At 64.2% G+C, this 17,193-nt stretch carries 18 protein-coding genes; 9 read left to right on the top strand and 9 right to left on the bottom strand.

Going from position 1 to position 17,193, the window contains the following annotated elements:
- Position 1 precedes the first annotated feature (1 nt).
- The 3 genes from P9236_RS06535 to P9236_RS06525 all read left to right on the top strand — a co-directional run bounded on the left by P9236_RS06535 (position 2) and on the right by P9236_RS06525 (position 2,132).
- Positions 2-718 (top strand): FadR/GntR family transcriptional regulator, encoded by a 717-nt coding sequence (locus tag P9236_RS06535; RefSeq protein WP_278073783.1) that lies wholly within the window; start codon positions 2-4, stop codon positions 716-718.
- Between the two features lie 6 nt (positions 719-724).
- Positions 725-1,702: a hydroxyacid dehydrogenase gene (locus P9236_RS06530; RefSeq protein ID WP_278073782.1), complete on the top strand. Its 978-nt coding sequence runs from the start codon at positions 725-727 to the stop codon at positions 1,700-1,702.
- Between the two features lie 70 nt (positions 1,703-1,772).
- Positions 1,773-2,132, top strand: coding sequence for a hypothetical protein (locus P9236_RS06525; protein ID WP_278073781.1), 360 nt, complete (start codon positions 1,773-1,775; stop codon positions 2,130-2,132).
- A gap of 23 nt (positions 2,133-2,155) precedes the next feature.
- Here the strand turns inward: P9236_RS06525 and P9236_RS06520 are convergent, their stop codons facing one another.
- Positions 2,156-3,451 (bottom strand): amidase, encoded by a 1,296-nt coding sequence (locus P9236_RS06520; protein WP_278073780.1) that lies wholly within the window; start codon positions 3,449-3,451, stop codon positions 2,156-2,158.
- 173 nt (positions 3,452-3,624) lie between these two features.
- On the opposite strand from P9236_RS06520, the gene P9236_RS06515 reads away from it, so the two are divergent.
- Both P9236_RS06515 and P9236_RS06510 read left to right on the top strand, forming a co-directional pair.
- On the top strand, positions 3,625-3,972 hold the full coding sequence (locus tag P9236_RS06515; protein ID WP_278073779.1) for a GFA family protein: 348 nt from the start codon (positions 3,625-3,627) through the stop codon (positions 3,970-3,972).
- Between the two features lie 90 nt (positions 3,973-4,062).
- Entirely contained in the window at positions 4,063-5,232 is a 1,170-nt protein-coding gene (locus P9236_RS06510; protein ID WP_347405170.1) for a Tat pathway signal protein, read from the top strand.
- Positions 5,233-5,356: 124 nt separating this feature from the next.
- Here P9236_RS06510 and P9236_RS06505 read toward each other — a convergent pair whose 3' ends face one another.
- Positions 5,357-6,586, bottom strand: coding sequence for an MFS transporter (locus tag P9236_RS06505; RefSeq protein ID WP_278073778.1), 1,230 nt, complete (start codon positions 6,584-6,586; stop codon positions 5,357-5,359).
- A 171-nt stretch (positions 6,587-6,757) separates the two neighbouring features.
- On the opposite strand from P9236_RS06505, the gene P9236_RS06500 reads away from it, so the two are divergent.
- Together P9236_RS06500 and P9236_RS06495 are read left to right on the top strand one after the other, a co-directional pair.
- Complete coding sequence (locus P9236_RS06500; protein WP_278073777.1) at positions 6,758-7,723, top strand: AraC family transcriptional regulator; 966 nt, start codon at positions 6,758-6,760, stop codon at positions 7,721-7,723.
- 107 nt (positions 7,724-7,830) lie between these two features.
- A complete protein-coding gene (locus P9236_RS06495) occupies positions 7,831-8,262 on the top strand; it encodes a DUF4437 domain-containing protein (protein ID WP_278073776.1) in 432 nt (143 codons plus the stop codon).
- 34 nt (positions 8,263-8,296) lie between these two features.
- Here P9236_RS06495 and P9236_RS06490 read toward each other — a convergent pair whose 3' ends face one another.
- The 7 genes from P9236_RS06490 to P9236_RS06460 form a co-directional block, all read right to left on the bottom strand.
- A complete protein-coding gene (locus P9236_RS06490) occupies positions 8,297-9,382 on the bottom strand; it encodes an ABC transporter ATP-binding protein (RefSeq protein WP_278073775.1) in 1,086 nt (361 codons plus the stop codon).
- Positions 9,382-10,485: an ABC transporter ATP-binding protein gene (locus P9236_RS06485; protein ID WP_278073774.1), complete on the bottom strand. Its 1,104-nt coding sequence runs from the start codon at positions 10,483-10,485 to the stop codon at positions 9,382-9,384. Before P9236_RS06485 ends, P9236_RS06490 begins: the two co-directional genes overlap by 1 nt.
- Complete coding sequence (locus P9236_RS06480; RefSeq protein WP_278073773.1) at positions 10,482-10,703, bottom strand: hypothetical protein; 222 nt, start codon at positions 10,701-10,703, stop codon at positions 10,482-10,484. The genes P9236_RS06485 and P9236_RS06480 overlap by 4 nt, the downstream gene beginning before the upstream one ends.
- A complete protein-coding gene (locus P9236_RS06475) occupies positions 10,700-11,656 on the bottom strand; it encodes a carbohydrate ABC transporter permease (RefSeq protein WP_278073772.1) in 957 nt (318 codons plus the stop codon). Before P9236_RS06475 ends, P9236_RS06480 begins: the two co-directional genes overlap by 4 nt.
- A gap of 1 nt (position 11,657) precedes the next feature.
- A complete protein-coding gene (locus P9236_RS06470) occupies positions 11,658-12,563 on the bottom strand; it encodes a sugar ABC transporter permease (protein ID WP_192253241.1) in 906 nt (301 codons plus the stop codon).
- Positions 12,564-12,630: 67 nt separating this feature from the next.
- Positions 12,631-13,947: an extracellular solute-binding protein gene (locus tag P9236_RS06465; protein WP_278073771.1), complete on the bottom strand. Its 1,317-nt coding sequence runs from the start codon at positions 13,945-13,947 to the stop codon at positions 12,631-12,633.
- A 354-nt stretch (positions 13,948-14,301) separates the two neighbouring features.
- Positions 14,302-14,997 carry a TetR/AcrR family transcriptional regulator gene (locus tag P9236_RS06460; RefSeq protein WP_278073770.1) on the bottom strand — a complete coding sequence of 232 codons (696 nt, stop codon included), beginning with the start codon at positions 14,995-14,997 and terminating at the stop codon, positions 14,302-14,304.
- Between the two features lie 133 nt (positions 14,998-15,130).
- Between P9236_RS06460 and P9236_RS06455 the strand changes: the two genes are divergently transcribed.
- Positions 15,131-16,327 (top strand): Tm-1-like ATP-binding domain-containing protein, encoded by a 1,197-nt coding sequence (locus P9236_RS06455; protein WP_278073769.1) that lies wholly within the window; start codon positions 15,131-15,133, stop codon positions 16,325-16,327.
- 11 nt (positions 16,328-16,338) lie between these two features.
- Positions 16,339-17,193, top strand: a complete 855-nt coding sequence (locus P9236_RS06450; protein ID WP_278073768.1) for a phosphoenolpyruvate hydrolase family protein — start codon at positions 16,339-16,341, stop codon at positions 17,191-17,193.

The following is a 17,193-nucleotide window of genomic DNA, read 5'->3' as shown; positions in this document are numbered from 1 at the left end:
GATGAAAGAAAAGAACCTTCTTGCGGAACTCGCCGCCTATCTGTTCTCCAACTCGGACAAGGAGTCGGGCCGCACCCCGTCGGAGCGCGAGCTGGCGGAGCATTTCGGCGTCAGCCGCGGCCAGATCCGTGAGGCGCTGGCGATCCTGGAAGCAATGCGCATCGTCGAGCGCCGCGCCAAATCCGGCATCTATATCGACACCAAGCAGGCGAGCGTAGAAGCGTTGGCGCTTTTCGCCCGCGCCGGCCTGCCGCTCGATCCAGTGCAGATCTACGAGACCGTCGAGCTGCGCAAGATCCATGAGATCAAGGCGGCCGAGCTTGCCTGCTCGCGCGCAACGGAAGAGAATTTCGAGCGGCTGCGCGAGATCCTGAAGGCCTCCGAGGAACGCATTGCCGCCGGCGAAGGCCTCGCAAAGGAAGACCGCGAGTTCCACCTCGAGATCGTGCGGGCGACCAAGAACGGCGTCTTCCACAATATCTGCAGCGTCTACTATCTGATGGGCGAGCAGCGCCTGCCGATCTATTTCAACGACCCCGAGCGCAGCGTGCGCTCGCATGCCGAGCATATCCAGATCTACGAGGCGCTGCTGCGCCGCGACGGCAACCTCGCCCAGGCGCTGATGAGCGCCCATCTGCAGGGCGCGGAGAGCTACTGGAAAGGGATCATCGAAGGTCGCTGGACGGAGCCGAAAAGCGCGACGCTCGAGAAGGCCTGAACGCTGATGCCCAAGATCCTGTCGACGCATCCGCTGCATCCACGCGCCACCAAAATGCTGGCCGGCGCCGGCAGGCTGGCTATTGCGTCCGCCCTCGATGCCAGGACGCTGGCCGCCGAGGCGAAGGACGCCGACATCGTCATCGTGCGCGCGCCGCTGCCGCCGGAACTCTTCGATGGCGCCAAAAACATGCGCGCGGCGATCCGCCACGGCGCAGGTCTGGACATGATCCCGGTCGAGGCGGCGACCGCGGCCGGCGTGCTGGTGGCGAACGTGCCGGCCGTCAATGCCCGCTCGGTCGCCGAGCATGTGATGTTCACGGCGCTTGCGCTGTTGCGGCGCTTCCGCGTCATGGATCGCGACCTGCGCGCCAAGGGCTGGCTCGCAGGGCGCGAGCACGCCAACTCGACCAGCGAACTGGCCGGCAAGACGATCGGCATCGTCGGTCTTGGGGCCGTCGGTCAGGCCGTCGGCCATATCGCGGCGCACGGTTTCGACCTCAATGTCGTGGCGACCACGCGCAGCTTGCGTCCGGCGCCGGAACGCGTCGGCTTCCTGTCGATCGACGCGCTGGTCGAGCAGAGCGACATCATCGTGCTCTGCTGTCCGCTGACCGAGGAAACGCGCGGCCTGATCAGCGGCGAGCGCATCGCCCGCATGAAGCCCAATGCGCTTTTGATCAATGTCTCGCGCGGACCGGTGGTCGACGACGAGGCGCTGATCGAAGCCCTGCGGAAGGGTCGCATCGGCGGTGCCGCGCTCGACGTCTTCGCGACCCAGCCGCTGCCGCCGAACCATCCCTATTTCGGCTTCGACAACGTCATCGTCACCCCTCATATGGCCGGCATCACCGAGGAATCGATGATGCGCATGGGCGTCGGCGCCGCCGGCGAAGCCTTGCTGGTGCTGGCCAACAAGCTGCCGGTCAACCTGCGCAACCCTGAAGTGATCGAGCACTACCGGCGGCGCTTTCCGACCGACTGACGCCTGCCTCAATTTTCCCGGATTTGACGACGACCTTCCAGCTATGCCTAAAAGTGCCGCGCGAGCCCTGTTGATCGCTGGCTTCTGCCTGTCCGGGGCCGAAGCCCGTGCCGACGGACAGGGCAGCTATATCCCCTGTGACAACGGCTTGCGCTGCGCGATGGCGCCCTGCCCTTCGAACAGCGCGCTCGACCTCGCCTCCGGCAAGATCATCAAGGGCGTCTCGGTCGACATTGACGGCCTGCCGCAACAGGACAAGGCGCTCGACCTGTCGGACAAGCTCTATGCCGGCAAGGTCGTCGTTGCCGGCACGATCGAGAACCGGCCGCATAGTTTCAATGGCAAGCGGTACAGCCTGCCGACGCTGGTCGCGACGGGCATCGAGAGGGCAGCGAAGGACAGCGAGCGCGGCCATTGCTCGGCACATTGAGGCTCGCCGCCGGGCCATCAGCCTCAGCCCTTCAGCAAAGCCTCCACCGACGCGGCGATGCCGAGAAGGCGACGATCGTGCCCATGCCTCGCCACCAGCATCAGTCCGGCCGGCAGCTTTGTGCCGGGCATCGGCAGCGAGACGGCGCACAGATCGAACTGGTTGGCGACCTGCGTGTTGCGTAAGAGCAGACCTTCCGTTCGGTCCCGAAGCGCTTCATCGCCGGCCATGGCGGCGATCGACGGCGCAACCATCGGCACGGTGGGCAGGGCAAGCACGTCGACCGCTTGCAGCCGTTCCTCCATGGCCGCAACCAGTTCTGTCCGGCGGCGGATTGTCCTGATGTAGGCGGAAGCAGGAACCGTCAGCGCGCGCGACAAAGGCCCGCTGACATGCGGATCGACCGGCACCGACACGCCGGACGCCAGCCAGTCGGCATGCACTTCCGCGCCTTCCATCGACGCGATCGAAGCCCTTTTGGTCGCTGCGCGCATCTCGGCGATGAGATCGTCGATCGGCAAGTCGGCGACGCGTCCGCCGACTTGTCCGATCTTGCCGATGCAGCGCTCGAAGGCTGCGACGACCTCGGCTTGGTTGTCGTCAAAGAGCCGGCCGCACGGAATGCCTACACGCAGGCCGGCGAGCGGGATCGGGTGGAGAGCAGTTGGCTCCTCGCCCACCATGATCGCGTCGGCAGCTATGCAATCGGCCACGCTGCGGGCGAGCGGACCGATCGAATCTAGCGTCGCCGACAAGGGAAAGGCGCCGGCCAGCGGCACGCGCCGTGCCGTCGGCTTGAAGCCGACGACGCCGTTCAGCGAGGCCGGAATGCGCACCGAGCCGCCGGTGTCCGAGCCGATCGAGACGTCGCTGCTGCCCTCGCCCACCGCGACCGCCGCTCCCGATGACGAGCCGCCCGGGATCAGGCTGGCATCGGCGGCATTGCCCGGCGTGCCGTAATGCAGATTGTCGCCGATGGCAGTGAAGGCGAACTCGGTCATGTTGGTCTTGCCGAGGATCACGGCGCCTGCCTGGCGCAGCCGGCGCACGATCGCCGCGTCCCGCGCGGCGGGCTGGGCACCGGCGCGCATCAGCGAGCCCGCCCGCGTCGGCTCGCCGGCGACATCGAACAGATCCTTGATCGAAATGATTACACCATCGAGCGGTCCAAGGCTTACGCCGGTCTTCCGGCGGGCATCGGCCGCATCGGCCGCGGCGGACGCCGCTTCGGCATAGAGCTTGGTGTAGACCTTCTCGTCGCCGGCGCGATTGGCAAGACGTGACAGGATGATTCCGAGACGGTCGCGGACGGATTGCATGTCGATGTCGGACTCCGCAAGAATGCAACGTCTTTAAAACAATTCCAGGAAAAGTGTGTAGCGGTTCCGTCCGGAATTGCGTGAAAACAAAGACTTGATGCGGCCGGCCAGGCCTGCGCAAGGGATAACCCGGCAAGCGTGCCTTTGCACCTGCCAGTGATAGGAAGAGGCCGATGCTGTACAAAGGCAGCTGCCATTGCGGCAAGGTGGCGTTCGAGGTCGAAGGCGAGCTCGGCGGCGTCGTGCACTGCAATTGTTCGATCTGCGCGCGCAAGGGCGCGCTGCTTTGGGCCGTGCCGCATGAAAGCCTACGGTTGGTCGCCTGGGGCGATGACCTCGGCAAATACACTTTTGGCAAAGGCTCGATCGCACATCGCTTCTGCCGGACCTGCGGCATCCATCCCTTCGCCGAGGATGTCAGCCAAAGCAGTGAGCGCAGCGCCTACATCAACATCAATTGCCTCGAGGGGGTCGACCTCGCCGCAGTGCAGGTCTTCGAATTCGACGGCCGCGCTGCCTAGGGAGCGCCAGAACCTTGGGTCCGAGCAGGAAAGGACCATTGCCGCAAGCGCTTTGCCGCTCGCTATGGATGCAAGCGCTTGCATGCCAGCATGGTCGACCAGCAGGCCTTGATGGAGATCAAAGGGCAACCTTCCGACTGGCACTATCTTGCCTGCGAGTTTGGCCGAGAGGGCACGATGAACAGGCGAAAGATGCTCGTCGGCGCAGGCGCCTTGGTTGTCGCGGCGGGCGCCGGTGTAGCCGGTTGGCGATCGGCGGTCGGATCGATGGCCCAGTATGAGGCATTCACCGCGCGATTGCATGGCCAACTGAAGCCCGACCTTGAAGCCGTAGTCCGCTATGCCACCTTGGCGGCAAATAGCCATAATACGCAGCCCTGGCGGTTCCGGTTGGAAGGGCAAGCAATTGAGATACTGCCTGACTTTCGGAGGCGGACTCCTATCGTCGACCCTGACGACCATCATCTTTTTGTCAGCCTGGGATGCGCCATGGCCAACCTTGCACTCGCCGCGGCGGCGACAGGCCGTCCGGGCGAGGCCTCGCTCACGGCCGGCGGCGATGGTGTCCGTTACGATTACGTCATGGGCGCGCCAAAGGTGGACCCGTTGGTCGACGCCATTTCAAAACGCCAATCGACGCGTGCCGAATACGACGGTCGCGCCGTCCCTGCGGCGGATCTCGTCGAAGTCGAGCGAACAGCTGCGATCCGGGGGGTAAGCCTCGCACTCGTCACCGACAGGACACGGATGATAAAGGTGCGGGATACCGTCCTTGCCGGCAACGAAGATCAGATGAACGATCCCGCGTTCATGCGTGAACTGAAGCAGTGGATACGATTCAACCCGCGCAGCGCGATGGCTCGAGGTGATGGGCTCTTCTCTGCCGCGAGCGGCAATCCGGTGCTGCCGACTGGCTTGGGTCGGATCGCGTTCGACCGGCTATTCAACGTCGCGCAGGAAAATCAGAACTACGCCCGTCAAATCGACTCTTCCGCCGGGATCGCGGTCTTTTTTGGCGAGCGACCGGACCATGATCACTGGATCAGGGTCGGCCAGGCGTGCCAGCGCTTCGCTCTGGCCGCAACGGGCCTGGGGCTCAAGATCGCCTTTATCAATCAGCCCATCGAGGTCGCCCGCCTGCGCGCCGACCTGGCGGCGATCGTCGGCGAGACCCGCAGACCTGATCTTGTGATGCGGTTCGGGTACGGACCCACCTTGCCTTTTTCGCCAAGAAGGCCGGTGGCTTCGGTCATCGGTTGATCGCGTCGGATAACAGCGGCCAGGATTGCTGGCTTGTTCCGCTTGCCAAATCACCGACGTTCCAGCAGCCACAATGACAGCTTCGACCCGGAGCCGCTGAAGGTCCCGGGTCGAAGCTGAAAGCTCATACTGAGTTAGACTGTTCAGCCTGTTTCGGCCCGATCGCGAAAGTCACCAGGGCCGCAAGCAGCGTCGCCGCGGCGCCATAGGCGAAGGCGCTGGCGACACCGGCATGGTCGACCAGCAGGCCGCCGAAGACCGCGCCCAGCGCGATCGCCACCTGGAACGTCGCGACCATCAGGCCGCCGGCGCTCTCGGCCTGGTCGGGCGCGGCGCGCACCAGCCAGGTCTGCAGCCCGACCGGCACCGCGCCGAAGGCGAAGCCCCAGGCGGCAACCGCGATGGCCGCGATCGCCGACGAGGCGCCGAGGATCAGCATGGCAAGCGCTGACAGCGCGATCAGCAACGGCGCCAGCGCGACCGCAAGCTTCAGGTTGCGCTCGGCCAGGAAGGCGCCGGCGAAATTGCCGAAGAAGCCGCCGATGCCATAGGCGAGCAGCACCAGCGAAATGGTCTCGATGGGCATGACGGGAACCGTCTCCAGGAACGGCCGCACATAGGTGAAGCCGGCAAACTGTCCGGAGGCGACGAGCAGCACGACCAGGAGAGCGACGCGGATCGTCGGCCGCTTCAGCACGTCGATCAGGGTCCGGAAGCTCGCCACCGCCGTCGGCGGCAGGCTGGGAATGGTGGCAAGCTGCACCAGCAAGGTCAGCGCGCCGACGACCGCCGCGATCATGAAGGCCGTGCGCCAGCCCCAGATATCGCCGACATAGGCGCCGACGGGAGCCGCCGTCACGGTGGCCACCGAAACGCCGGTCAGGATGATCGACATGGCGCGCGGCATCAGCCGCATCGGCACCAGCCGCATCGCCATGGCGGCCGACATCGACCAGAAGCCGCCGAGCGCGATACCCAGAACCACACGGGCCAGAAGCAACATCGCGAGCGAGGAAGCGAAGGCGGCGACGAGGTTGGAAACGATCAGGAGGACGGTGAGTATCCACATGACCAGTCGGCGGTCGAGCCGCTTGGTGACGATGGCCATGGTGGGCGCGGCGATCGCGCCAACGACGGCCGTCGCCGTCACGGCCTGGCCGGCGGCGCCTTCGCTGACGCCAAGATCCTGCGCCAGCCTCGTCAGCAGGCTGGCGGGCAGGAATTCGGCCGTTACCAGGCCGAACACGCCGAGCGCCAGCGAGACCACCGCGCCCCACACAGGCTCGGTTCGTTCCTCCGGTTCGGTTCTGTCGAGAACAGCGTCGTCGATGACGCCTGTGGCGGATTCGGTCATGGCAAATTCTCCGATCTGTCTGCGGCGCCACGCGGAGGATGACCATCCGTGGACCAACCCGCTACATGCTTGGCGGGGGCTCCGTCGGTCCGATTTGGTTGCGGCGCAACATTTGGCCGCGGTGCAACATAGGGAGTGACTGCCTGGAGTTTCCATGCTAGAAACGCCGAAATGAATTACAATTCGTCCAAAACCACATTGCCGGCATCCGGCGACCCGCTGACCGACATGTTGCGCGGCTTGCGGCTCGATGGCGTCGACTATGGCCGCTGCGTGCTGGGCGAGCCTTGGGCTGTTTCCTTCCCCGCGCAGAAGGCGGCGCGCTTCCATTTCATCGGCCAGCAGGGCTGCTGGTTGTTCTCGCCGGCCAAGGAATGGATCGAGCTCAAGGTGGGAGACGCGCTGTTGGTGCCGCGCGGCGACGAGCACGTGCTGGCGAGCGCGCCGGGCGTTCCGCCCGTGCCGATCGGCCGCTACACCATCGAGCCGGTTTGCGAGAACATCTACGATGTCTCCAACGGCTGCGACGGCTGCAAGACCTTGCTGTTTTGCGGCAGCATGCACTTCAATCTCGACGGCTCGCATCCGCTGCTCGACATGATGCCCGACCTGATGCGCGCGCATGAACTGATGGCGAACGCGCCGGGCATCCAGCATCTGCTCGACGCGATGGCCGGCGAGGTGACGATGGACCGCGTCGGCTCCGGCGGGATTCTGGCTCGGCTCGCCGACGTGCTCGCCGCCACGATCATCCGCTCCTGGGTTGAGAATGGCTGTGGCGACGCCACCGGTTGGATCGCCGCCGTCCGCAACCCGGACGTCGGCAAGGTGCTCGCCGCAATTCACCTGCAGCCCGATCGCGACTGGACGGTGGAGGCGCTCGCGAAGATGATGGGGGCGTCGCGTTCAGCCTTTGCGCAGCGCTTCGCCACGGTGGTCGGCGAGACGCCGGCTAAATATGTGCTGCGCGTGCGCATGCACCAGGCGCGGCAGTGGCTCGCCCGCGACGGCATGAGGGTGTCGGTGGCGGCGGCGAAACTGGGCTACGATTCCGAAGCCTCCTTCAGTCGCGCCTTCAAGCGGGTGATGGGCGTCGCGCCGAGCCATCTGCGCAACAATGGCGACGACCATCCCTGACATCGCGGCCACGCTGCCACCTGGCTGGAGGAATTGCCAAATCTTTTGGACGAAGGGCCATTCCTCGCCCGCTGAGACGGCATAAGCTCTTGGTGGAGGAAACCGCCATGGCCAATTGCTTTGCACCGCTCGCGCTTGCCGCGCTGGCCGTCCTTCCGGGACGGGCGTTCGCGCTCGAGGACAGCTACCTGCCCGCCGACAAGATTCCTTACCTCGTCGAAGCGCCGGACCAGCCGCAGCGCCTTGGTCCGCTGTGGGGCGAGCGCGCCAAAGGCCCGGCCGGCACGCTGCTCAAGGTCCCCGGCAACTGGCGCGCGCCGGTCCACGCTCACACCGCCGACTATCGCGCCGTCGTAATCAAGGGGCTCTGGGCGCATTGGCAGATGCAGGGCGGCGAAGCGACCAAGGTCGAGCTGCCGCCGGGCTCCTACTGGACCCAGAAGGCCGACGAGATGCATGACGACGCCTGTCTGTCGGACACCGAATGCGTGATCCTTTTGATCAACGACAAGCCTTACGAAACCTACCTGCCGAAATAGCAAGCCGTGGCAGTCCAACCAAGCGGCTGGCCGCTTAGCCGGCGTGGCGCAGGCTAACCCCGCTGCCCTTGTCGAACATCACCACCTTGTCCGGGTTCCAGGCGAAGCGGACCGGCTGCTCGATCTCGATGGCGGTTCTCGCAGGCACCGTGGCTCTCAGCATCGTATCGCCGACCCTCAATGTCACGATCTTCTCGACGCCGTGGTTCTCGACATCATGGACCTGTGCCTCGACCGGCGCGCCGCTCTCCAGATAGACGTCCTCCGGACGGATGCCGAAGACGAGCGGGCGACCGTCGGTCGCACCACCCGTCCTGGCTCCCCCAGAAGGCGGTAATTCGAAATTCATCGGCGCCATCACCGCACGGTTTTCGACCAGCCTGCCGTCGATGAGATTCATCGGCGGCGAGCCCACGAAACTCGCGACATAGGTGTCGCGCGGATTGTTGTAGATCTCCTGCGGCGTGCCGGTCTGGACGATGCGGCCATGGTTGAGCACGCCCACTTTGTCGCCCATCGACATCGCCTCGATCTGATCGTGAGTAACGAACAGGAAAGTCGCGCCGAGCTGCATCTGCAGGTTTTTCAGCTCCGTGCGCAGCGCCTCGCGCAGCTTCGCGTCGAGCGCCGACAGCGGCTCGTCCATCAGGAACACCCGCGGCTTGCGCACGATCGCCCGGCCGATCGAGACGCGCTGCATCTCGCCGCCGGAAAGCCTGTCGGTCTTGCGGTCGAGCAAGTGCTCGATCCTGAGCGTGCGGGCTGCGCGCGCGACGCGATCCTTGATCTCGTCGTCCGGCAGGCGGCGGATCTTCGGCTTTAGCGGGAACTCGAGGTTCTCGCGCACCGTATAACGCGGATAGAGCGAATATTGCTGCAGCACCAGCGCCACGTCGCGCTCGGCCGCGCCCCAGCTAGCAACATCGACGCCGTCGATGAAGACCTGTCCCTCGGTCGGCTTGTCGAGCCCGGCGATCAGGCGCAGCGTCGTCGTCTTGCCGGCGCCCGTCTCGCCGAGCAGCACGAAGAACTCGCCGTCGGCGATCTCGAGATTGAGGCCCGTCAGCGCGGTGTGGCCGCCGAACTTCTTGGTGATGTTCTTCAATTCGATATGGGCCATTACAGCCTTACTCCGAGTGACTTGCCGCTTGCCGTGTCGAAGAAATGCGCCTGCTCCGGATCGATGCGGGCATGGACCTTTTCGCCGGGACCCGAGACGTAGCCGGCCTTGGTGCGGGCGCGCAGCATCTTGGAGCCGACCTTGAGGTCGACAATGTCGAAAGAGCCGAGCGGCTCTATGATCTGTGCCTCGACCTGCATGTAGCCGGGCGCGGCATCGTGCCGAACGAGCACGCCTTCCGGACGGATGCCGAGCGTCAAGCCACCGTTGGAATGCCCGTTGAGCTTGGACAGGAGCTCGCGCGGGAATTCGAAACCCTTGGGCGTGCCGCCGACGGTAACGGAGGCGATGCCGGCCTGATCCGCGACGTTGGCCTCGGCGACGTTCATCACCGGACTGCCGACGAATTGCGCCACGAACAGGTTGGCCGGGTGCGAATAGACCTGGTCCGGCGTGCCAACCTGTTGGATGAAGCCTTCATGCATGATGACGATGCGGTCGGCCAGGCTCATCGCCTCGATCTGGTCGTGCGTGACGTAGATCGTGGTCGAACCCTGCTTGATGTGCAGCCGCTTGATCTCGGCCCGCATCTCCTCGCGCAGCTTGGCGTCGAGCGCGCCGATCGGCTCGTCCATCAGCATCGCCTTCGGGCGCCGCACCAGCGCCCGGCCGATCGCCACGCGCTGCATGTCGCCGCCCGAGAGCGCCGACGGCTTCTTGTCGAGCAGGTCCGTGATGCGCAGGACCCGGGCGATCTCGCGCACCGACTTGTCGACCTCGCCGCTGCTCAGTCGCGTTGCGCGCAGCGGAAACGCGATGTTCTCGAAGACCGTCATATGCGGATAGAGCGAGAAGGATTGGAACACCATGGCGATGTCGCGGTCGGCCGCCTTGAGGTGCTGCACGGCCTTGCCGTCGATCAGGATGTCGCCCTGATCGATCGTCTCCAACCCCGCTATCGCGCGCAGCGTCGTGGTCTTGCCGCAGCCCGACTGCCCAAGCAGCACGATGAACTCGTTGTCGGCGATGGCGAGGTTCAGATTGTGGATGACCTGGACGGCGCCGAAGAATTTCTCGATGCCGCGAAGTTCGATCTGCGTCACTGCCGAGCCCCCTCATGCGTCGCGGCGCCGGTTTCCTCACTCTGCTCCGGCGCAATCTTGGACGTGATGTTGAAGCCGATCAGCCCGATCAGGATGATCGTCACGCCGTAGGAATGCAGGCCAAGGCTCCATGGCTGGCAGAGCGCGATGATGCCGAGCACCATGAGGATCTGCGATGCCGGCAAAAGGTACTTCTCGTTGATCGCGCGAAAACTCATTTGCGGATCGCTCCGAAAGTCACGCCGCGAAGCAGATGGTTGCGCAGCAGGAAGGTGAAGATCGCGACCGGCAGCAGGAACAGGAACGTGCCTGCCGCGATCGTGGTCCAGTCCGGCAGGCCAGAACCGATCTGGCTTGGGATGAAGGGCGGCGCCGTCTGCGCGCGCCGGTTGGTCATGATCAGCGCGAAGGCGTACTCGTTCCAGGCGGTGATGAAGCAGAACACGGCGGTGGCGGCGATGCCGGTCGCCGCTTCCGGCAGCACGATCTTGAAGAAGGCTTGCATGCGCGTATAGCCGTCGACCAGCGCCGCCTCCTCATACTCCTTCGGGATCTCGTCCATGAAGCCCTTCATCAACCAGACCGAGAAGGACAAGTTGAAGGCCACGTAGAGGATGATGAGTCCGATATGCGAGTCGTTGAGGCCGACCGCCCGGTACATCAGGAACATCGGGATGGCGACCACCACCGGCGGCAGCATGCGTGTTGACAGGATGAAGAAGAGAAGATCCGCCTCGCCGGCGATCTTGAAGCGCGAGAAGCCATAGGCGGTGAAGGTTCCCATGCCCACCGCAAGCACGGTGCTGATCACCGCCACGATCAGGCTGTTCATGAACCGGTCGGGATATTGCGAAAGCTGCACGTCCTTGCCAACTTTCAGCACCCGCTCGCCGCCGTCATAGATCTTTTTTTCCCACCAGGGCGCGGACTCGTAGGCTTGCGGGTCGACCGTCTTCTGCATCTGCACGCGCTTGGTGAAGAGCCGCACGAACGGCGTCACTTCGGGTTCGAAGAGGACGGTGGGCGGCACGCTGACGGCGAGCTCCTTCGGCTTGAACGCCGTCGAGGCGATCCAGTAGATCGGCGCCAGGAAGATCAGCGTGGCGATCAGCACCGCGGCGATTGCCGCGCGGTTGAGCGCGACCTCTGAAGAAGTGCGGACGGCGGCCATCTCAGCGCTCCTTCACCTTGTTGAGATACTTCACGTAGAGGTTGGTGATCGCCAGCACCATGATCAGCACGATGTAGGCGAGCGCGCAGGACTTGCCGGTATCCCACTGCTGGAACGCCTGCTTGTAGAGCCGGATCGCGATCAGCTCGGCGGTCGGCTGGGTCGTCATCGTGTAGGCGATGTCGAAGGTCTTGAAGGCTTCCATGGTGCGGAAGATCAGCGCGATCAGGAGGATCGGCGAGACCAGCGGCAAGGTGATGCGGGTGAAGGTGTACCACCAGCTGGCGCGATCGATCGCGGCGGCCTCGTAGAGGTGCTGCGGCACGGCCGACAGGCCGGCGAGCGAAAGCAGCATGACGAAGGGCGACCACATCCAGATGTCGGTGATCGCGACGGCGTAGAGCGCGCTGTCGGGATTGGAAAGCCAGGCGAAGTCGCCAAGGCCGAAGACGTAGTTGATCGGCCCCCAGGACGGACTGTAGAGCAGTTGCCAGAACAGGCCGACGACCGCCGCCGACATCATCATCGGCAACAGCAGAAGCGTGGTGATCAGGCCCTTCATCGGAAAGCTGCGGTTGAGCAGGAGCGCAAGGCCGAAGCCCACGATCATCTGGCCGGCCACCGACACGATCACGTATTTCGCGGTGATGACGAAGTTCGACCAGATGTGGTCGTCGGTCAGCAGCTCGCGATAATTCTGCAGGCCGACAAACTGCCAGGGCTCGCTGCGGTTCGCAGCGAAGTTGGTGAAGGAATAGCCGAGCGAATAGATCAGCGGAAAAATGTTGAAGACGATCAGGAAAACCAGCGTCGGGATGATGAACATGTTGCGGATGGTCAGATCCGACCAGCCGCGGGCAGCGGCCCTGGATGCGGGATCAAGATTGGTGAGGGCTACCGAAGCCAACGGTCGTTCTCCCTGAAAACAGGAATGCCGGAGGGGAAGCCCTCCTCCGGCATTCTGACTGCGATGCTTACTTGTAGCGGTTGTATTTGGTGAACGTTGCCTTCCAGTCGGCGGCGGTCTTGTCGAGCGCTTCCTGGGCGGTGCCCTTGCCGCCGACCACGAACGGATAGATGTTCTGGTTCAGCTGATCGAGCACCTCGGCGTATTCAGGCGTTGCCCAGAAGTCCTTGACCATGAACATCGTGTCGTAGAACGCCTTGTTGTAGGGCGTGGCGTTCTGGAAGGCTTCCGACTTCAGCACGGCCTGGCTGCAGGTATAGCCGCCGAGCTCGGCCCACTTCTTCTGGGTCTCGTCCTTGATGAACCACTCGAGGAACTTCATCGCCTCGTCCTTGTTCTTCGAGTACGAGACGACGGAGATGCCCTGACCGCCGAGAGCGGCGAAGCGCTTGCCGTCCGGACCGGCCGGATTGGCGAAGAAGCCGGTGACGTCGGCATAGGGGTTGGTGGCCTTGTTCACCAGCGGCGGGAAGAAGGCGAAGAAGTTCATGCTCATCGCGGCGAGCCCGCCGGTGATCGCCTGGTTGTCTTCCACGAAGAAGGTCTTGCCCCAGCCCGGAGGCGTGAACTTGTAGAGTTCCTTGTACATGTCGAGGCCGGCGGCGGCCTCCTTCGAATTGGTGACGCCGTCCACCTTGTAAGTTGCGTAGTCGCCGAGATCGCCGCCATAGCTGAAGATGGCGCTTTCCACGCCCATCGCCATAGCGTCATAGGAATTGTCGGTGTAGATGGCGATGCCGTAGCGCTTCTGGTCCGGACGGTGGAAGAACTCGGCGATGTCGCGCAGCTGCGCATAGGTCTTCGGAATGTCGAGGTCGTAGCCGTATTTGGCCTTGAAGGCTTCCTTCTCCTTCGGGTCCTCGAACCAGTCCTTGCGGTAGGACCAGCCGATCGCGTCGCCTTCCAGCGGGATCGCCCAATATTTGCCGGACCCGCCGGGATATTCGGCATAATATTTGATGGTCGCGGGCGCCATCACATCGCCAAGCTTGTGCTGGTTGAAGAAATCGGTGAGGTCGACATAGTGACCCTGCGTCGAACCGGCGCCCAGCCATTGCGAGTCGCCAACCACCATGTCGTAGGCGTCGCCGTGCGCGTTGAATTCGGTGAAGGCCTTGGTCTGGAAGTCCGGCCACGGCGTGGTCTGCACCGTGACCTTCACGCCCGTTTCGGCCGTGTAGTCGTTGACGAGTTCCTGCAGATAGTTCGCCGGATCCCATTCCGCCCAGAAGATGGTGAGTTCCTTGTCCTGCGCGCGGACGGATGTCCCGCAGGCAAGCGCCAGCCCGATACCAGCGATCACGCTGGTCACTATCTTGCGCATAGTTTTCCTCCCTTGTGCGCATTCTACCGTGTCATGCGGGCCGGCAGTGTGGTCGGCCCTGGTAGTTCCTCCCGTGATGGCACTTTTCCGGCTTTGAGCCTCCTCGCCCTGCCGGAAAAACGGATCGCAATCCGCACTTTCGATCCGCTTTATGCGTACTGATCTGGTATTACCAATTCAAGAGGGCCGTCAAGCTCTTTCTTGGACGCAGAAACGCGGCTCGGCAAGCCAATCGAAGTGGTATCTGTCTGTTTTCTCGTGTTTTTCCTACTCCTTGATACGTTAAGGCCTTGTTTCTGGCGATGCACCACAATTATTATGCGTAACTGTCTCCCCAATCTGGTCGAACCAGATTTAAGACATTCCCGCTCCAGCTGCCGCGGAAGCTCCACTCGCTTTCGCTTCCGATTCCGCCATCGCCGCGCGCACCAGCACGCCTGCCGCCCACCCGGCGACCGACATCGTGTCGCGGCTGTCCAGCCCCCATATGTCCTTCAGCACGATCAGCACCTCGACGCCGAACATCAGCGACAGCGCCTGCGCCAGACGCTTGAACTGGCGCGGCTTCAGTTGGCCTTTGAGTGGTGCGATCGCGTCCTTCAGCAGTTCGACGCGATGGCCGCGCTTGAAGGCTGGCTCGGCACCCAGCGTGCCTGCCTGCCTTTGCGCCCATTGGTCGAGCGAAAGTTTGAGCGCCGCCTTGAACGTCGCCTCGAAAGCTTCGATGCGCGGCATGGCTGAGGCGAATAGTTCGGCGACGCGCCGCTCCGGATCTTTCGAATTCGACTTCCAGGTCAGGATCGGACCGAGCCCCTCGTCGACCACCGCCTGCACCAGTGCCGCCTGGCTTGGGAAGTAGCGATATGCGGTCGCGCGGGAAACTTCCGCGGCCTCGGCCACCTCGCTCACGGACGGTGTCACGCCGGACTGCATCAGCCTGGTCGCCGTCTCCAGCATCAGCCGCCTGGTGCGCGCGCGTGGCCCCTTTTCGGCTGCCGGCGCCTGCTCGGCATCGTCGTTGGAAGCAGCTTGTTGACGTGAGACATCCATGTCAATACGATACGCGCGTCTCAAAAAATTGCAATGGCTCCCTTTTTGGACTGGTTGCGTTGACACGTAAAGCACTAAGCCTTCAGGAATTGAGCATCGCCGCCTCTGGGCCAGCCAACATAGAGAGGCGTCAATGAACCACATCTATGTGGTCGGCACCGCCGACACCAAGGGTGAGGAGCTCGCCTTCCTGGCCGATGCCGTGACTGCCGCCGGCGGCACGGTCCTCCGCGTCGACATCGGCACGCGCGGCGCCACCGTCCCCGTCGATGTCGAGGCAGGCGAGGTCGCGGCACATCATCCGGATGGAGCCGGCGCGGTGCTCGGCATCGACGATCGCGGCACGGCCGTTGCCGGCATGGGCGTCGCCTTTGCCCGCTTCATCCAATCGCGTGACGACGTCGCCGGCGTGATCGGCATCGGCGGCGGCGGCGGCACCTCGATCGTCACCGCCGGCATGCGCGCACTGCCGCTCGGCCTGCCCAAGATCATGGTCTCGACGCTGGCCTCCGGCGACACCGCGCCATATGTCGATGTCTCCGACATCGTCATGATGCCGTCGGTCACCGACATGGCCGGCCTCAACCGGCTGTCGCGCGTCGTGCTGCACAACGCCGCCCAGGCCATCGCCGGCATGGCCGTAAGACCGGCACCCGTCGCCGCCGGCAAGCCGGCGCTCGGGCTGACCATGTTCGGCGTCACCACGCCATGCGTGACCGCGATCGTCGAGCAATTGCGCGCCGACTATGACTGCATGGTCTTCCACGCCACCGGCACCGGCGGCCGGTCGATGGAGAAGCTCGCCGACAGCGGCCTGCTTGCCGGCATTATCGACATCACCACCACCGAAGTCTGCGATCTCCTGTTCGGCGGCGTGCTGCCGGCAACCGAGGATCGCTTCGGCGCGATCGCCCGCACCAAGCTGCCATATGTCGGATCGGTCGGCGCGCTCGATATGGTGAACTTCTGGGCGCCGCCGACGATCCCCCAGCGCTATCACGGGCGACGGTTCTACGAGCACAATCCGAACGTCACGCTGATGCGCACCACCGCTGATGAATGCCGCAGGATCGGCGAATGGCTCGGCGGCCGCCTCGCCCGCTGCGACGGCCCGGTCCGCTTCCTGATCCCGGAAAAGGGCGCGTCGGCGCTCGATATCGAAGGCGGCGCCTTCTTCGATCCGGAAGCCGATGCGGCGCTGTTCGAGGCGATCGAGCGCACCATCGAGCCGACCAGGAACCGCACCGTGACGCGCCTGCCGCTGCACATCAACGAACCCGCATTCGCCAAAGCCGCCGCCGAGGCCTTCCTCGACATCGCCAAGAAGTGAGACCGGACAGAATGGCCGCCATTCCGCGCAGAGAAATCCTGGAAAAATTCCGCAAGATGATCGCCGAGGGCGTGCCGATCGTCGGCGGCGGCGCCGGCACCGGCCTGTCGGCCAAGGCCGAGGAAGCCGGCGGCATCGACTTGATCATCATCTACAATTCCGGCCGCTACCGCATGGCCGGGCGCGGCTCGGCCGCCGGCTTGCTCGCCTACGGCAACGCCAACGAGATCGTCAAGGAAATGGCCTATGAGGTGCTGCCGGTAGTGAAGAAGACGCCGGTGCTGGCCGGCGTCAACGGCACCGATCCCTTCGTCATCATGCCGCTGCTGCTCGCCGAGCTGAAGACGATGGGTTTTTCCGGCGTGCAGAACTTTCCGACCGTCGGACTGTTCGATGGCACCATGCGCCAGAGTTTCGAGGAGACCGGCATGGGTTTTGGCCTCGAGGTCGACATGATCGCCGAGGCGCGCAAGCTCGACCTCTTGACCACGCCCTACGTCTTCAATCCGGACGAAGCGCGCGCCATGACAAAGGCCGGTGCCGACATCGTCGTCGCGCATATGGGCGTGACGACCGGCGGCTCGATCGGCGCCACTTCGGCGAAGTCGCTCGACGCCTGCGTGAAGGAGATCGACGCCATCGCGGACGCCGCGCGCTCGGTGCGCAAGGATGTCATCCTGCTTTGCCATGGCGGGCCGATCTCGATGCCCGACGACGCGCGCTACATTCTGGAACGTTGCGAAGGGCTGCACGGCTTCTACGGAGCGAGCTCGATGGAGCGATTGCCGGCCGAAGCGGCGATCGCCAGGCAGACGGCGGATTTCAAGGCCGCGGCAGTCGGCAAAGCGAATGCTGCCAGCAACTAG

The sequence above is a fragment of the Mesorhizobium sp. WSM4884 genome (assembly GCF_029625675.1).
Classification (GTDB): domain Bacteria; phylum Pseudomonadota; class Alphaproteobacteria; order Rhizobiales; family Rhizobiaceae; genus Mesorhizobium.
Note: the sequence above shows the minus strand (reverse complement) of the source record. Positions and strands in the feature narration are given on the sequence as shown.

Coding starts and splice junctions, on each gene's coding strand:
- P9236_RS06535 (WP_278073783.1), top strand. CDS start 2: ATGAAAGAAAAGAACCTTCTTGCGGAACTCGCCGCCTATCTGTTCTCC.
- P9236_RS06530 (WP_278073782.1), top strand. CDS start 725: ATGCCCAAGATCCTGTCGACGCATCCGCTGCATCCACGCGCCACCAAA.
- P9236_RS06520 (WP_278073780.1), bottom strand. CDS start 3,451: ATGCAATCCGTCCGCGACCGTCTCGGAATCATCCTGTCACGTCTTGCC.
- P9236_RS06515 (WP_278073779.1), top strand. CDS start 3,625: ATGCTGTACAAAGGCAGCTGCCATTGCGGCAAGGTGGCGTTCGAGGTC.
- P9236_RS06510 (WP_347405170.1), top strand. CDS start 4,063: ATGGTCGACCAGCAGGCCTTGATGGAGATCAAAGGGCAACCTTCCGAC.
- P9236_RS06505 (WP_278073778.1), bottom strand. CDS start 6,586: ATGACCGAATCCGCCACAGGCGTCATCGACGACGCTGTTCTCGACAGA.
- P9236_RS06500 (WP_278073777.1), top strand. CDS start 6,758: ATGAATTACAATTCGTCCAAAACCACATTGCCGGCATCCGGCGACCCG.
- P9236_RS06495 (WP_278073776.1), top strand. CDS start 7,831: ATGGCCAATTGCTTTGCACCGCTCGCGCTTGCCGCGCTGGCCGTCCTT.
- P9236_RS06490 (WP_278073775.1), bottom strand. CDS start 9,382: ATGGCCCATATCGAATTGAAGAACATCACCAAGAAGTTCGGCGGCCAC.
- P9236_RS06480 (WP_278073773.1), bottom strand. CDS start 10,703: ATGAGTTTTCGCGCGATCAACGAGAAGTACCTTTTGCCGGCATCGCAG.
- P9236_RS06475 (WP_278073772.1), bottom strand. CDS start 11,656: ATGGCCGCCGTCCGCACTTCTTCAGAGGTCGCGCTCAACCGCGCGGCA.
- P9236_RS06465 (WP_278073771.1), bottom strand. CDS start 13,947: ATGCGCAAGATAGTGACCAGCGTGATCGCTGGTATCGGGCTGGCGCTT.
- P9236_RS06460 (WP_278073770.1), bottom strand. CDS start 14,997: ATGGATGTCTCACGTCAACAAGCTGCTTCCAACGACGATGCCGAGCAG.
- P9236_RS06455 (WP_278073769.1), top strand. CDS start 15,131: ATGAACCACATCTATGTGGTCGGCACCGCCGACACCAAGGGTGAGGAG.
- P9236_RS06450 (WP_278073768.1), top strand. CDS start 16,339: ATGGCCGCCATTCCGCGCAGAGAAATCCTGGAAAAATTCCGCAAGATG.